The 14,063-nt window shown below is 73.6% G+C and carries 14 protein-coding genes; 8 read left to right on the top strand and 6 right to left on the bottom strand.

The features are described from left to right. Window position 1: 1 nt before the first annotated feature. Window positions 2–214, bottom strand: a complete 213-nt coding sequence (locus AB0K00_RS43480; RefSeq protein ID WP_363534086.1) for a 2TM domain-containing protein — start codon at window positions 212–214, stop codon at window positions 2–4. Window positions 215–372: 158 nt separating this feature from the next. Between AB0K00_RS43480 and AB0K00_RS43475 the strand changes: the two genes are divergently transcribed. Genes AB0K00_RS43475 through AB0K00_RS43460 form a run of 4 tightly spaced genes read left to right on the top strand, consistent with a single transcriptional unit; the run spans window position 373 to window position 6,220 of the window. Next, window positions 373–1,167, top strand: coding sequence for an alpha/beta hydrolase (locus tag AB0K00_RS43475; RefSeq protein WP_363534084.1), 795 nt, complete (start codon window positions 373–375; stop codon window positions 1,165–1,167). A gap of 19 nt (window positions 1,168–1,186) precedes the next feature. Beyond that, the gene (locus AB0K00_RS43470; protein ID WP_363534081.1) at window positions 1,187–3,358 is read left to right on the top strand and encodes an MMPL family transporter; all 2,172 of its coding nucleotides are present in this window, start codon (window positions 1,187–1,189) and stop codon (window positions 3,356–3,358) included. Between the two features lie 10 nt (window positions 3,359–3,368). Further along, window positions 3,369–4,613, top strand: a complete 1,245-nt coding sequence (locus tag AB0K00_RS43465; RefSeq protein ID WP_363534079.1) for an MFS transporter — start codon at window positions 3,369–3,371, stop codon at window positions 4,611–4,613. Window positions 4,614–4,618: 5 nt separating this feature from the next. Continuing rightward, complete coding sequence (locus tag AB0K00_RS43460) at window positions 4,619–6,220, top strand: FAD-dependent oxidoreductase (protein ID WP_363534076.1); 1,602 nt, start codon at window positions 4,619–4,621, stop codon at window positions 6,218–6,220. Here AB0K00_RS43460 and AB0K00_RS43455 read toward each other — a convergent pair whose 3' ends face one another. Next, the gene (locus AB0K00_RS43455; RefSeq protein ID WP_363534073.1) at window positions 6,221–6,937 is read right to left on the bottom strand and encodes an NAD(P)H-binding protein; all 717 of its coding nucleotides are present in this window, start codon (window positions 6,935–6,937) and stop codon (window positions 6,221–6,223) included. A gap of 39 nt (window positions 6,938–6,976) precedes the next feature. Between AB0K00_RS43455 and AB0K00_RS43450 the strand changes: the two genes are divergently transcribed. Next, window positions 6,977–7,564 (top strand): TetR family transcriptional regulator, encoded by a 588-nt coding sequence (locus AB0K00_RS43450; protein WP_363534071.1) that lies wholly within the window; start codon window positions 6,977–6,979, stop codon window positions 7,562–7,564. On the opposite strand, the gene AB0K00_RS43445 is transcribed toward AB0K00_RS43450, so the two are convergent. From AB0K00_RS43445 to AB0K00_RS43435, 3 genes are all read right to left on the bottom strand, one after another. Continuing rightward, window positions 7,446–8,345: a dienelactone hydrolase family protein gene (locus AB0K00_RS43445; protein WP_363534068.1), complete on the bottom strand. Its 900-nt coding sequence runs from the start codon at window positions 8,343–8,345 to the stop codon at window positions 7,446–7,448. The genes AB0K00_RS43450 and AB0K00_RS43445 overlap by 119 nt on opposite strands. 93 nt (window positions 8,346–8,438) lie before the next feature. Further along, a complete protein-coding gene (locus AB0K00_RS43440; protein WP_363534065.1) occupies window positions 8,439–9,239 on the bottom strand; it encodes an endonuclease/exonuclease/phosphatase family protein in 801 nt (266 codons plus the stop codon). 48 nt (window positions 9,240–9,287) lie between these two features. Continuing rightward, window positions 9,288–9,704: a nitroreductase/quinone reductase family protein gene (locus tag AB0K00_RS43435; RefSeq protein ID WP_363534062.1), complete on the bottom strand. Its 417-nt coding sequence runs from the start codon at window positions 9,702–9,704 to the stop codon at window positions 9,288–9,290. 105 nt (window positions 9,705–9,809) lie between these two features. Here AB0K00_RS43435 and AB0K00_RS43430 point away from each other — a divergent pair, with 105 nt between their 5' ends. Genes AB0K00_RS43430 through AB0K00_RS43420 form a run of 3 tightly spaced genes read left to right on the top strand, consistent with a single transcriptional unit; the run spans window position 9,810 to window position 11,185 of the window. Then, on the top strand, window positions 9,810–10,274 hold the full coding sequence (locus tag AB0K00_RS43430) for a hypothetical protein (protein ID WP_363534059.1): 465 nt from the start codon (window positions 9,810–9,812) through the stop codon (window positions 10,272–10,274). After that, window positions 10,271–10,582 (top strand): transcriptional regulator, encoded by a 312-nt coding sequence (locus tag AB0K00_RS43425; RefSeq protein WP_363534056.1) that lies wholly within the window; start codon window positions 10,271–10,273, stop codon window positions 10,580–10,582. Before AB0K00_RS43430 ends, AB0K00_RS43425 begins: the two co-directional genes overlap by 4 nt. A gap of 54 nt (window positions 10,583–10,636) precedes the next feature. Further along, window positions 10,637–11,185 carry a hypothetical protein gene (locus AB0K00_RS43420; protein ID WP_363534053.1) on the top strand — a complete coding sequence of 183 codons (549 nt, stop codon included), beginning with the start codon at window positions 10,637–10,639 and terminating at the stop codon, window positions 11,183–11,185. 25 nt (window positions 11,186–11,210) lie between these two features. On the opposite strand, the gene AB0K00_RS43415 is transcribed toward AB0K00_RS43420, so the two are convergent. Then, window positions 11,211–13,886: a tetratricopeptide repeat protein gene (locus AB0K00_RS43415; RefSeq protein WP_363534051.1), complete on the bottom strand. Its 2,676-nt coding sequence runs from the start codon at window positions 13,884–13,886 to the stop codon at window positions 11,211–11,213. Between the last annotated feature and the right edge of the window lie 177 nt (window positions 13,887–14,063).

The raw sequence follows: 14,063 nt of genomic DNA, 5'->3' as shown, positions 1-14,063 counted from the left end.
ATCAGTACCGGTGGCTGACCTTGGACGGCGAGACGCCCCAGACGTGGAACGCCAGCCCGATGCCCCAGGCCACGATCGACCACACCGGCCAGAAATGGTGGTCCGAGTCGAACAACCACCACACGATCACCTGCACCACGTTGGCCACCACGTAACAGAGCACATGGACCCGCAGGCCCCACTTCCTGGCAGTTTCGCTCTTCATCGATGTCATGCCCGCACGCTAGGTCGGCGCGCTTGACGGCGACGGAACTGTTTGTGAATCGGGCGTCCGTCGTCATTCAGCGCTCGTCAAGTGCGCGTTTCTACGCTGACCGCAATTCACGGCTGCAACCAACACTGCAACCAACACGTTTGGAAAGGGTTACCTCAATGACGACGACTCGCAGAACGCTGCTGGCAGGCTCCGCCGCGGTGGCCACCGGTGCCCTGACCGGGGTCTCGGCGGCGCAGGCCCACACCCGGCCCGGCGGAAAACCGAAACCCACGGTGGTGCTCGTGCACGGCGCCTTCGCTGACGCGTCCGGCTGGAACGGCGTGGCCGCCCGGCTCCTCAACGACGGCTACCCGGTCATCGCCCCGGCGATCCCGCTGCGCGGCGTCGCCGCCGACGCCGCCTACCTCGCCAGTGTCCTCGCCACCCTCGGCGGCCCGCTGGTGCTCGCCGCGCACTCCTACGGCGGCATGGTCATCACGAACGCCGCGACCGGCAACGCGAACGTCACCGCCCTGGTGTACGTGGCGGCGTTCGCCCCCGACGCGGGTGACACGCTGCCCGGCCTGCAGTACCGGTTCCCGGGCAGCAAGCTGACCCCGGAGGCCCTGGACTACCGTCCGCACAGCACGGGCGCCGACGCCTACATCAAGAAGGAGCTCTTCCGGGACGCGTTCGCCGGCGACGTGCCGAAGAAGGAAGCCGCCCTGATGCAGGCGAGCCAGCGGCCGCTGCACGTGGGCGTGTTCGAGGAGCTGTCCGGCGCGCCGGCCTGGAGCACGGTCCCCTCCTGGTACCTCGCCGCCCGCAACGATCAGGTGATTCCCGTTGCGGCACAACGGTTCATGGCGCAGCGGGCCCAGGCCCGCGTCGTCGAGGTGAACGCCTCGCACGTCGCGATGATCTCGCAGCCGGCCGCGACGGCCGAGCTCATCACGCGCGCCGCGCGCTGACGACGGGTAGGGGACTGCGATGTTCGAGCGGTGGGGGCGGACGATGGTCCGCCGCAGGTGGTGGATCATCGGCGCCGCGCTGGCCTTCATGGCGTTCGGCGGCGGCTGGGGTACCCAGGTGTTCGGCGCACTGATCACGGAGGGGTTCGAGGACCCGGCCGGCGAAAGCTCCCGTGCCGTCGTCCGCGCCGAGGAGACGTTGGGACGCACCGGCAACAACGTCGTGGTCCTCTACCGCAGCCCGACCATGACGGTCGACGACCCCGCGTTCCAGCGGGCCGTGACCGACACCCTGGCGGCGCTGCCCGACGGGCAGGTGACCGCGACGGTCACCTACTGGAGCACAAACCAGAGCCCGGGCCTGGTCAGCCACGACCGGCGGGCGACCTACGCGGTGCTGACCCTGGCCGGCGCCGACGAGACCGAGCGCGGGCAGGCGCTGGAGGAGATCGAGGACGACCTGGCCGCACCCGGCCTCGAGACCCAGGTCGGCGGCATCACCGCGGTCAGCCGCGACATCCGCGACCGGGTCACGGCGGACATCGCCCTGGCCGAGACGATCTCCATCCCGGTGCTGCTGGCGCTGCTGGTGCTCGTCTTCGGCAGCGTGGCCGCGGCGAGCCTGCCACTGGCGATCGGCGGTCTGGCCATCATGGGCGCGTTCACCGCGCTGCGCGTCATGACCTACCTGACCGACGTGTCGGTGTTCTCCATCAACGTGGTGACGATTCTCGGGCTGGGCCTGGCGATCGACTACGGCCTGTTCATGGTCGGCCGGTTCCGCGAGGAGCTCGCCCGTGGCTTCGGCGTGGAGGAGGCGGTGGCCCGCACGATGGCGACCGCCGGCCGTACCGTGGCGATCTCCGGCGTCACCGTCGCGGTGTCCCTGGCCGGGTTGCTGATCTTCCCGATGCCGTTCCTGCGCTCGATGGGACTCGGCGGGCTGTCCGCGGTGCTGGTGGCCATGATCTCGGCGCTGACCGTGCTGCCCGCGCTGCTCGGCGTCCTCGGCCGCAACGTCGACGCGCTGTCCGTGCGCCGGCGCCCGCCGGCGATGCGACGCGACCCCGCGGCCGGCTTCTGGTATCGCCTCGCGCACAGCATCATGCGCCGGCCCGTGCTCTACGCGGTCGGGGTGCTGGCGGTGCTGCTGCTGGCCGGTGCGCCGTTCCTGCGCGTCGAGTTCGGCGGCATCGACCCGCGGGTGCTCCCGGCGGGCACCGAGAGCCGCGTGGTCACCGAGACCGTCGACCGGGACTTCGTCCAGAACAGCCAGCTGCCGATCGAGGCGATCGTCACCGCGCCGGACCCGGCCAGCATCGAGGGGTACGTCGGGGCGGTGCGCGCGGTCGACGGGGTGACCGGAGCCGACATCACCGGCCGGTCCGGTGACGTGTTCCGGGTGACCGTCACGTATCAGAGCGACCCGATCTCGGCGGAGACCCGCGAGCTGGTCGGCCACATCCGCGCCGTCCCGCCGCCGCCCGGCGGCGAGGTGCTCGTCGGCGGCCTGACCGCCCGGCTGGCCGACCAGCTCGACGCCGTCGCCGACCGGCTGCCGTGGATGGCGCTGATCATCATCGGTGCGACGTTCGTCCTGCTGTTCCTCGCCTTCGGCTCGCTGATCCTGCCGGTCAAGGCGATCCTGATGAACGTCCTGTCGCTCGGTGCGTCGTTCGGCGCGCTGGTGCTGATCTTCCAGGACGGCCACCTGTCGGGCCTGTTGCGCTTCACCTCCACCGGCACGTTGGAGGCGACCCAACCGATCCTCGTGCTCGCGGTCGTCTTCGGGCTGTCGATGGACTACGAGGTCTTCCTCATGTCCCGGATCCGTGAGGAGTACGACCGCACCGGCGACAACACCCACGCGGTCGCGGTCGGGCTGCAGCGCAGCGGCCGGATCATCACCAGCGCCGCCCTGCTCATCCTCGTCGTCATCGGGCTGTTCTCCATCTCCGGGATCACGTTCATCAAGCTGATCGGGGTGGCCCTGCTCATCGCGGTCCTGGTGGACGCCACGATCGTGCGGGCACTGCTGGTGCCGGCGACGATGCGGCTGCTCGGGACCGCGAACTGGTGGGCGCCGGCACCGCTGAAACGCTTCTACGACCGCCACGGCTTCCGCGAGGCCGAGGACCCGCCTGCCGTGCCCGACCCGCGTCCCGCGCCGGCGCGGACACCTACCGGCTGAGGACGATCCCATGCATCAACGCGCGTATGAGCACCAGTGCGCCACCGAGGAGCGGCGGCACACCGCCGCCACCACACCGATCCGCAACCCGCGGCTGGCGCTGTTCGCGTTGGCGCTGGGCACCTTCGCGATCGGCACGGGCGAGTTCGGCAGCAACGGCATCATTCAGCTGTTCGCCGCCGAGCTGTCCGTGTCGATCCCGGTCGCGACCCACGCGATCACGGCGTACGCCGTCGGGGTGATGCTCGGCTCGCCGGCGATCGTCCTGCTCGCCGCCAGGATCAACCGGCGCACCCTGCTGCTCGGCCTGATCGTGCTGTTCCTGCTCGGCAACGTGCTGTCCGCGCTGGCGCCGGACATCGCGCTGCTCGTCGTCTTCCGGTTCGTCGCCGGCAGCGTCCAGGGCGCGTTCTTCGGCGCCGGTGCCGTCGTCGCCGCATACGTGTACGGGCCGGGCAAGGGCGGCCGGGCGTTCGCGACGGTGATGAGCGGGCTCACGGTCGCCGCCATCGTCGGGTCACCGCTGAGCACGCTCATCGGCCAGCACGCCGGCTGGCGCACCCTGTACTGGACCGTCGTCGGCATCGGCCTGCTCGCCGGCGCCGCCCTGGTGGCGTGGCTGCCGCGGACCGAGGACCTGCGCGGCCGGTCCATCGCCAACGAGCTGGACGCCCTGCGCCGGCGGGGTGTCTGGCTGATGGTTGCCGTCGCGGCGCTCGGCATCTCCAGCATCTTCGCCGTCTACACGTTCATTGGCCCGTTCGTCACCGACGCGGCGCGGCGGGACGCCTCGTTCATCCCGATCGCCCTCGCGGTCTTCGGCGTCGGGATGGCCGTCGGCAATCATGTCGGCGGGCGCGTCGCCGACCGGCACGAGCACAGCGGTCTGCTCTGGGGGTACGGCGGCGCCCTGCTGCTCCTCACACTGATCGGCGTCGCCGGCGCCAACCTGGCGGTCCTGCTGCCCTGCCTGTTCGGCGTCGGCGCCACCATGATGGCCGCGATCCCCACCATCCAGGTCCGGCTGACCCGGCTCGCACCCGGCGCGCCGACCTTGAAAGGCGCGCTCAACCTGGCCGCGCTCAACCTGGCCAACGCGCTCGGCGCGATCGGCGGCGCCGTCACGCTCGACGCCGGATGGGGCACGCTGTCCACCGTGTGGGCCGGCTTCGTCATGACCGCCGCGGGCCTGCTCCTCTACGTGACGACCGTCGCCCGGATGCAGCCGGCGCCCGTCCCGGGCCTGGCCACGTGACCGGCGTGGCGGCGCCGCGCGGACCGGTGCTGACCGACGAGCAGTTCCGCCGCCTCGCCACGTACGGGGCCGCGGAGCACGTCGAGACCGGCCAGGCCCTGTACGTGCCCGGCGACGAGTCGTACGACTTCTTCCTGCTCCTGACCGCAACCGTCGACATCGTCCGGGACGTCACAGCCGTCGAGCCGTCGCGGCTGATCTACCGGGGCGGTCCCGGTGACTTCCTCGGCGAGCTCAACCTGCTGACCGGTCAGCACGTCTACCTGACCGCCCGGGTGGTCACCGCCGGCACCGTGGTCCGTATCAGTGCGACGACGTTGCGCCGGGCCCTCGCCGAGCAGGACGACATCGCCGACCTGCTCCTCGCCGCGTTCCGGGAGCGGCGTGACGTCTTCCGTACGACGGCCGGCAGCGCCCTGGTCGTCGTCGGCCGGCGGGACGGCGCGCCGGCGCTGCACCTGCGCACGTACGCGGCCCAGATGCTCCTGCCGCACTCCTGGCACGACCCGGACTCCCCCGCCGGGCGCTCGACGATGACCGCGGCCGGGCTGACACCCAACGACCTGCCGGCCGCGGTGGTCCACGGGTCGGCGCTGCGCAACGCGACGCCCGGCACGGTCGCGCAGGCGCTCGGCCTCACCTACCGGCCCGGCCGGCGCCCGGTCGACCTCGTCGTCGTGGGCGCCGGCCCGGCCGGGCTGGCCGCCGCCGTCTACGGGGCGTCCGAGGGCCTCGCCACCGTGCTCCTGGACCGCAGCGGGATCGGCGGGCAGGCCGCCAAGAGCGCCCGGATCGAGAACTACCTGGGCTTCCCGCACGGCATCAGCGGCGACGACCTGACCCGCCTGGCGATGGTCCAGGCGCTCAAGTTCGGCGTCCGCATCCACGCACCGTGCACGGTGGCCGGCCTCGACCTCGCCGACGCCGGCGGGCCGGCCGTCCTGCTGGACGACGGCCAACGCATCCAGACCCGCGCGGTGATCGCCGCCACCGGGGCGCACTACCGCCGCCTGGACGTCCCCCGATGGGCGGCGTTCGAGCAGTCCGGCTGCATCCGCTACGCGGCGACGGACCTGGATGTCCGCACCTACGACAACCAGCCGGTGGCGGTCATCGGCGGCGCCAACTCGGCCGGCCAGGCGGCCCTGTCCCTTGCCGCCCGCGGCGCGACGGTGGAACTGATCCTCCGCGGCGCCACCCTCGAATCCCGCATGTCGTCCTACCTGACGGACCGGATCCGGGCGCACCCCCGGATCCGGTTCCACGCCGGCAGCACGATCCGCGAACTCGCCGGCAACGACACCCTCACGTCGATCGTCGCCGAGCGTCCCAACGGCCACCGGTTCCGGCTGGACTGCGCCGCCGTGTTCTGTTTCATCGGCGCCGACCCGGTGTCGGGCTGGCTCTCCGGGCTGGCCCTGGACAGCGACGGCTTCGTCCTGACCGACAGCCGGCTGCCCGCCGGACGGCTGCCGTTCCAGACCAGCGCCGCCCGGGTCTTCGCGATCGGTGACCTCCGCTCGGGCTCGACCAAGCGGGTGGCCTCGGCCGTCGGCGACGGCGCGAGCGCGGTCTCCTCCGTTCACGCCGCCCTGTCCAGCGAATGATCACCCGGCGGCCGGCCGCTGCTTGCGGTTGCCGGCCACCGCCTCCCGCCAGATCAGGCCGACGATGCTGGGGCGCACGTCGGTCGTGATGACCGCCATCGCGCGGCGCACGAACCGGTCGTCGGCCACGTGCGCGACCATGCTGGCGGCGAGGTCCGGGCGCGCCGTGAACAGCCCGTCGGCGACGTCCTGCGCGACCGTGAACCGGGTGACGGCCGGGTGGTCGAACAGCCCCGACGGCCGGACCAGGGTCCAGTCCAGCTCGCTGTCGCGCACGAGCGCCTCCATGCGGCGCATGTCGTCGTGGACGGTGCGGCCCATCCTGCGGTTGAACAGCGGGTCCATGACGGTGTTGAAGAAGCGTTCGCCGGTCGGCCGCCACGTGGGGTCCATGACGCTGGAGCTGACCGCCAGGAGCCGTTTCACGCCGTGCCGGTGCATCGCCGCGACGATGTTCGCGGCGGCCTGGGAGTACATGGTGACGGGTTGCCGGGTCAGCGCGGTGCCGAGCGTGGACAGGACCGCGTCGGCGCCGGCGACGGCCCGCTCGGCGGTGCCGGGGTCCAGGACGTCGCCGGTGACGACGGTGAGCCGCGGGCGCGGCGGGAGGGTGCCGGGGCGGCGGCTGACGGCGGTGACGTCGTGCCCGGCGGTGAGGGCCTGCTCGACGAGGTGGCGGCCGGTGGAACCGGCGGCGCCGAAGATGACGGTTCGCATGCGTTTGACGGTGCCGTTTCCCCGGCGCAATATTCAACCGTGCTGAATAAATCCCGGGGCCGTCCGCGCGGCCGCCCGGACACCAAGGCGCGGATCGCGGCGGCCGCGCGTGAGCTGTTCCTGCGGCATGGCTACCGGGGCACGACCGTCCGCGCGGTCGCCGCCGCGGCCGGGGTCGACCAGGCGCTCATCAGCTACCACTTCGGCTCCAAGCAGGGCCTGTTCGGCCAGTCCCTGGAGCTGCTGTGCGTGGAGCCGGCGGCGTTGGACGGGGCGTTGCGCGGCGACCGGGCCGGGCTCGCCGACCGGCTGCTGACCGCCGTCACGGCCCTGTGGGACGCGACCGACCCTGCCGAGCACCGCGTCGCCGCGCTGGACGACGCGACGATGCGGGTGCTGCGCGACTACCTGGACTGTGACCTACGCGTCCGCGTCGCTGAATTTCTCGGCGGCCCGGACGCCACGGAGCGGGCCACCGCCGCGGTCGGTGTCATCGGCGGCCTGATCTTCACCCGCTACCTGCAGCCGGTCCGGTCGATCGCGGCGCTGCCGCCGGCGCAGGTGCGGCGGGTGTTCGGCCCGGCCCTGCACGCCGCGCTGTATCCGGGGCCGCGTGCTCGTCGATGAAGGCGAGGATGCGTCGCCAGGCGTCGTCCTGCGCGTCGGCGAACCCGGGCAGCTGCTCGTCGAAGAAGCCGTGCGGTGCGCCCGGGTACACGGTGATCTCGTGCGGCACCCCGTGCGTGGTCAGCGCCGCGTCGAACGCGTCGACCTCGTCCGCGCCGATGCCCTCGTCGCCCCCGCCGAACAGGCCGAGGATCGGCGCGACGAGCTCGGCTGCCCGCTGCGTGGGCCCGGGCCGGCCGAGCAGGACGCCGGGCATGCCGTAGAGGCCGATCGCGCCGGCGAGGCCGAAGCGCGCCGCGGCGGTGAGGAACGCGAACCGCCCGCCGACGCAGAATCCCAGCGACACCACGGAACCCGCGGTCCGGCGCAGGTGGTCGAGCGCGGCGGTGAAGTCGGCGAACAGCTCCTCCTCGCGCAGCTTCGCCAGGTGCGGCATCAGGTTCGCCAGGTCGCCCCAGTCGTCGCCGCGGGCGGCGTGGTCGAGCCCGGCGGTGCGGCCGAAGTAGTCGATGGCGAGCGCGGCGTGCCCGTGCCGGGCGAGGTGCGTCGCCAGCTGCTCGTAGAAGCCGGACAGGCCACGGTTGTCGGGCAGGACGAGCACCCCGGATCCGCGGTGGACGGCCGGTGTCGCCAGGAACCCGGCGAAGCGGGTGCCGTCGGCGGACTCGAGGACGACGGGGCCGGCCTCGACCTCGGCGGCGGCCTCAGAAGCACGCGGCGGGCGGGCGTCAGCGTCGTAACACACGAACATCTCCCATCGATCGGTCTGCGGGTTCCGCACCGACGATAGGAGACATTCACGACTATCATAGCAAAAAGGACGCCCTCGATCCAGTACCGGCAGGTCCGGCACCCCTCGTCCGTTCGGCCATTCCTACCCCTGCGCCGCCGAGCCCGGTGGCGGCCCGAACGACAGGTTGGCCTCGATGCCGTAGTGGTCGGACAGGAACAGCTCCCGGCCGTCGGCGACGCGGACCGCGTCCTGCAGCACGGTGCGGGCCCGGACCGTCACCGGCCGGTCCGCGGCGGCGCGGATCAGGACCTGGTCGAGGGCCGGCGGCGCCGGCCACCGCGGGGTCGGCCGGAACGTCGTGGACGTGTCACCGGCGAGGACGTCGCGCAGGCCGGCCGCGGCGGCGAACCGGGTGAACACCGGCGAGTCCCGCGGCACGTTGAAGTCCCCGACGACGACCGCGGGCAGCGCCGGCTCGAACCCGGCCACCAGGCGCGCCAGACGGTCCAGTTCGCCGCGGATGATGCCGGTGTACCGGTTACCCTCCGACCAGTCGTCGTCCCGGTTGGCGGACAGGTGCGTGTTCACGACCGCGAGTGGGCCGGCCGGCGTCTCCACGACGGCGAGCTGCGCGCCCTTGCGCATGAGCAGCTCGGTGCGCAGCGGCCGGGTCATCGGGTAGCGCGCGAACCGGTGCCGGCGGATCGGCCACCGCGACAGCAGCATCAGGCCACCGGCGAGCACCGTCACGCCGGTCGCGGCCCGGTGCGCGTAGCCGGGCGTGACCTGGCGCAGCAGCCGCGCGCTACCGCGGTGCAGCACCTCCTGCAGGCACACGATGTCGTATCCGGACCGCTCCAGCACCGGGCCGAGCGCCCGCAGCCGGGCCGGCACGTCGTCGCGGATGAGCGCGTTGAGGGTGAGCAGCCGCACCTCGGTCATCGGTGCATTGCATCACCCGCCTGCCGCCCCGCGCCGACCCGTTTCAGGTCAGTGCTGGACGTGGAGCCGGACGACGGGGAACTTGCGGTCGGTCTTCTGCTCGTAGTCGGCGGCGGCCGGCCAGTAGGCGCGCCAGGCGCCGTAGAGCTGCTCCCAGTCGGCGTCGCCGGCCCGGACCACGGTGTAGTCGGCCTTGACCGTCTCCGTGCCGAGCTCCACGGTCGCCGGCCCGGACGCGGCCTCGAGGTTGGCGATCCACTGCGGGTCGGTGGGCGCGCCGCCCTGGCTGCCGCAGATCACGTAGTCGTCGCCGACGGGCGCGGCGACGAGCGGGTTGATGTTCTGTTTGCCGGTCCGCCGCCCCACCGTGTGCAGCAGGACGAGGGTCTTGCCCTCCCAGGGCGCGCCGACCACGCCACCGTTGGCGCGGAACTTCTCGATCACGGTGTCATTGAACGAAGCCATACCAATTCACCTTGTTTCATCCCGGACTGAACCTTCGGCTCCAAAGTACCGCATCACCGGTGCAGTACTTGCCGGTCTGGAAAGTGATCGCGTATGGTTTCCAGTATGGAAAGTGATGAGGTTCGGGAGCAGCTGGCGCTCGTGCAGCGGGCGGAGGCCGCGCCGTACATCGACTATCCGCCGACCCCGTGGTGGTATTCCCCCGCGGTCGGCGCGTGGGTGGCCGCCATGATCGGCGCGGTGTCGTGGTGGCGGTCGGACACCGCCCTGTCCCTGGCGATCGTCACGGCGCTGATCGCGCTGGAGGGCATCTTCCTGGCCTGGATGCGGCGGCGGCACGGCGCGCTGCCGATGCCGGGGCGCGGCACCCCACCGCGCGAGATCGCTGCCGCCTGGCGCGGTTACGCGATCGCGGTGCCGGTCGTCGTGCTCGTGGTCGCGCTCAGCTGGTGGCTGGCCGGGGCACCCGTCGCCGCCGGGGTCGCGTTCGTGCTCGTGACCGCCGGCCTCACCGTGTACGAGCGCCGGTATGCGGCCGCCGCGGCGAAGGTCAGGTCACGGCTCACATGATCGACGGCATCGACCCGGTCATCCACGTGCCGAAACGGCTCGCCGCGATGGCGATCCTGGCCAACGCCCCGTCGGTGTCGTTCCGGTTCCTCCGCGACCACCTGCAGATCAGCGAGTCGGACCTGTCGAAGCAGATGTCGACCCTCGAGGCCGCCGGCTACGTCGGGTCCACGAAGGAGGGGCACGGGCGCGGCGGCAGCACCACGTTCCGGATGACCCCCGCCGGCGAACGCGCCTACAAGGCACACTGCGCGGCGCTGCGCGCGCTGCTGGACGGCCCGCCGCCGCCTGCCGAGGGCGACGGGTAGCCTGTGGCGCCGGCCCGTCGGGCCGGCACGGGCACGGGATAGAGGGCGAGCGGCATGGACGAACTGTTCTGGGAGCGGGTCGCGCAGCGGCGGGCCCGCAGCGCCGCCCGGCCCCGGTGGCAGAAGCTGCTGATCGCCCTCGCGCCCCCGGTGCTCGTGCTGGCGTGCTACGCGAACTTCCGGGCCGGTGACACCCCGGCGACGCCGGAGCCGGCCACGGCACGGTCGGCGTGCGGCTACGTCGACCCGGCCGCGATCTCGGCGCTGTTCGACGCGCCGGGCCCGGCCCTCGAGGAAGCCGCGCCACAGCGGTCCACCGCCGTGACCGTCCACAGCTGCCTGATCACGGCACCGGCCGGGCTACGGCTGCGGCTGGACCTCGCCGTGCGGCAGGGCGCCGTCAACGACGACGCCCTCCTCGCGATGGCCCTGACGAACCAGACCGTCTACAGCGTCGAGGGCACCGACGGGGTGCTCACCGCCGCGAAGCGGTCCGGCAACCGCACCTACGTCGTGACCCTCACCGGCTCGGCGGCCGGCCCTGTGCCGCTACCGCAGGACAAGCTGACCACCCTCTCCACGCTCATCACCGACGACCTGTGAGTGACGACGGGCGCACCTGAGGGTGTCAGCGTTCCGCGACGAGCGCCCGTAGCCGGTCCGCCGCCGGTACGCCGAGCTCCTCGTACAACGCCAGCGCCCGCTGCAGGTGCGGCCGGCCGTCGGCGCGCAGGGCCAGGCCGATCCCGGTCTCGGCGTCGGCGCGCTGGTGCCGGTCGCCGGTCGCCGCCGCCACGGCGCACGCGGCGGTGTGGTGCCGCAGAGCCGCGTCCGCGTCGCCGGCCGCGCGGGCCGCGTCGCCCAGGCCGTTAAGGGCGGACGCCTCGCCGTAGCGTTCGCCGGTCGCACGGTGGATGGCGAGGGCCTGCCGGTGCAGCCCGATGGCCTCGGCGGGTGCGCCGCGCAGGGTGGCCGCGGTGCCGAGGTTGTTGAGCGTCCACGCCTCGCCGTCGCGGTTGCCCGCCTGCCGGTACAGCTCCAGGGCCCGGTGCAGGTGCCCGGCGGCGCGGTCGTGGCCGCCGAGCCTGGCGGTGACGTCACCGAGGTTGCACAGGGCGGCCGCCTCGCCGGCGCGGTCACCGGTGGCGACGAACACCGCCAGGGCCTGCTCGTGCCGGCCGGCGGCGGCCCGGTACCGGCCGAGGCGCTCCTCGACGATGCCGAGTTTCGTCAGCGCGTGCGCCTCGCCGGTGCGGTCGCCGGTCAGGCGGGACAGCCGCAGCGCCTGCCGGTGCCGGTACGCGGCCGGGCGGTACCGGCCGAGGCGCTGCTCCACGTCGCCGGCGGCGGCCGAGGCGCGGGCCTGGCCGGCGCGGTCGCCGGCCTTGCGGAACAGGTGCAGCGCCTCCCGCAGGTGCGCCGCGGCGGCCCGGTCGTCGCCGAGCCGCAGCCGGGTCGCGCCGAGGGCGGTGAGCGCGGCGGCCTGGCCCGGCCCGTCCCCGGCGTGGCGAGCGGCCCGGTGCGCCTGCCCGTGGATGTTCAGCGCGTCGCTGTGGTGGCCGCCGTTGAGGTACCCCGCGAGCGTCGCGGACAGCGCCACGGTGTGCGCGTGCCACCCGTGGGTGGAGGTGTGCCCGGCGACGGCGACGAGGTTCGCCCGTTCGGTGTCCAGCCAGGCGCGGGTGGCGGCGACACCGGCGGGCACGGTGACGGCCGGTGCCGCGACCCGCGGCCGGTGGTGGGCCGAGGCCGGCGCGAGGACGTCCATCGCCGCGGCCGCGGCGGCCAGGTAGTGGTCGAAGAGCCGGGTCAGTGCCGCCCGCCGTTCGGGTGGGGCGTCCTCGTCGCCGGCGCGACCGGCGGCGTAGACCCGCACGAGGTCGTGCAGCGTGTACCGGCCGGGCGTCGTCTCCTGCAACAAGTGGTCGCGGCGCAACTCCCGCAACCCGGTCCCCGCCGCGTCCGGCCCGCCGCCGTGGTCGACCGCCGCATCCGGCCCGCCGCCGTGGTCGACCGCCGCGTCCGGCCCGCCGTCGTGGTCGACCGCCGTCCCACCGGCGACACCGGCGCCGTCGGGACCAGCACCGTCGGGACCAGCGCCGGTGGGACGGGTGCCGTCGAGGGCTGCCGCGGCGGCGGCGTCGAAGTCCTGGCCCGGGTGCAGCGCCACGAGCCGCAGCAGCCGCTGCCGGTCCGCCGGAAGGTCCTGATAGGACAGTTCCAGCGCGAGCTCGACGCCGCTGTCGAGGCGCCGGTCGCGGTGCCGCTCGTCGAGCCGGTCCGCGTGGTCGGTCATCGTCCACCCGGGCTTGGCCCGGATGTGCCCGCCGGCAAGGCCGAGTGCCAGCGGCAGATGCCCGCAGCGGGCCGCGACCCGGGCGGTCGCGTCCGGGTCCCGGCCGGCCGGAATCCCCGGCGCCGCCGCCGTCAGGAACCGGACGGCCTCCTCCGGGCTGAACACGTCGACCGGGACGTCCGTCGCCGCGAGCCCGTGCAGCGCCCGGCGGCTCGTCACCAGCGTCACGCACCCGTCGACGGCCGGCACCAGCGGGCGTGCCTGCTGCGGGCCGGCCGCGTTGTCCAGCACCACCAGGCTGCGCAGCCCGGCGAGACACTCCCGGAACGCGGCGGCGCGGCCGGGCAGATCGTGCGGGACACGGTGGCCCGGCACGCCGAGGACCCGCAGGAACCCGTCCAGCACCGCGGCCGGGTCGGCGGGCGGCTGCGCCGGGTCCGGGTGGAACCCGCGCAGGTTGACGAACAGCACCCGGTCGAACGGCCGGTCCTCGACGAGCAGGTGCCCGGCCTGCACGGCGAGCAGCGTCTTGCCGACCCCGGCCATGCCCACGATCGCGAACGTCCCCGACCCTGCACGACCGACGGCGGCCCGCAGCCGGTCGAGCACCGCGGTGCGGCCGGTGAACTCCGCCAGGGGTCGCGGCAGGCTGTCCTGGACCCGGACCTGCGCGGCCGCCGCCGTCTCGCCGCCGACGACCCGCAGCGCCTGCTGCCATTGCGCGCCGTACCCGGTGTCGGGGTGCAGCGCCGCCGCCACCGCCGCCACCAGGTCAGGGTTGAGCCGTCGGCGTCCGGGGCGGAAGCAGTCCGCGACGGTGCTCCGCCGGGTCAGCTCCCCGGGCGGCCGGCCCGCCGCCGTCCAGGCCGCGTTGACCCGCGCGGCGATCGTCTCGTACGACACGTCACCGGCCCACACCTTCAGCGCGCGCAGGCAACCGGCGAGGTCGTCGAGGGTGGTCGCGCGCCCCGGGTCGGGCGGCGCCGAGAACGCTGGACTGGAGGGCATGCCTGCCTTCCGGGCGACGGTCGAGGCGATCGGGCGGTCGGTCGGTCCGCCAAATTTATGCCATCTCCGCCGTCCGGATTCGTCCGGGATCGGCGTCCTGACCGTCCCGGCGGGGCAGGATCGGCGGTCTACGGGGGCCGTTTGACGGGTGCGGCGCCGACGGGGGGTGGTGCGCCG

Origin of the sequence: Dactylosporangium sp. NPDC049525 (genome assembly GCF_040676755.1) — a bacterium.
In the GTDB taxonomy this organism is placed as follows: domain Bacteria; phylum Actinomycetota; class Actinomycetes; order Mycobacteriales; family Micromonosporaceae; genus Dactylosporangium.
This window is presented reverse-complemented; position numbering and strand designations above follow the sequence as displayed.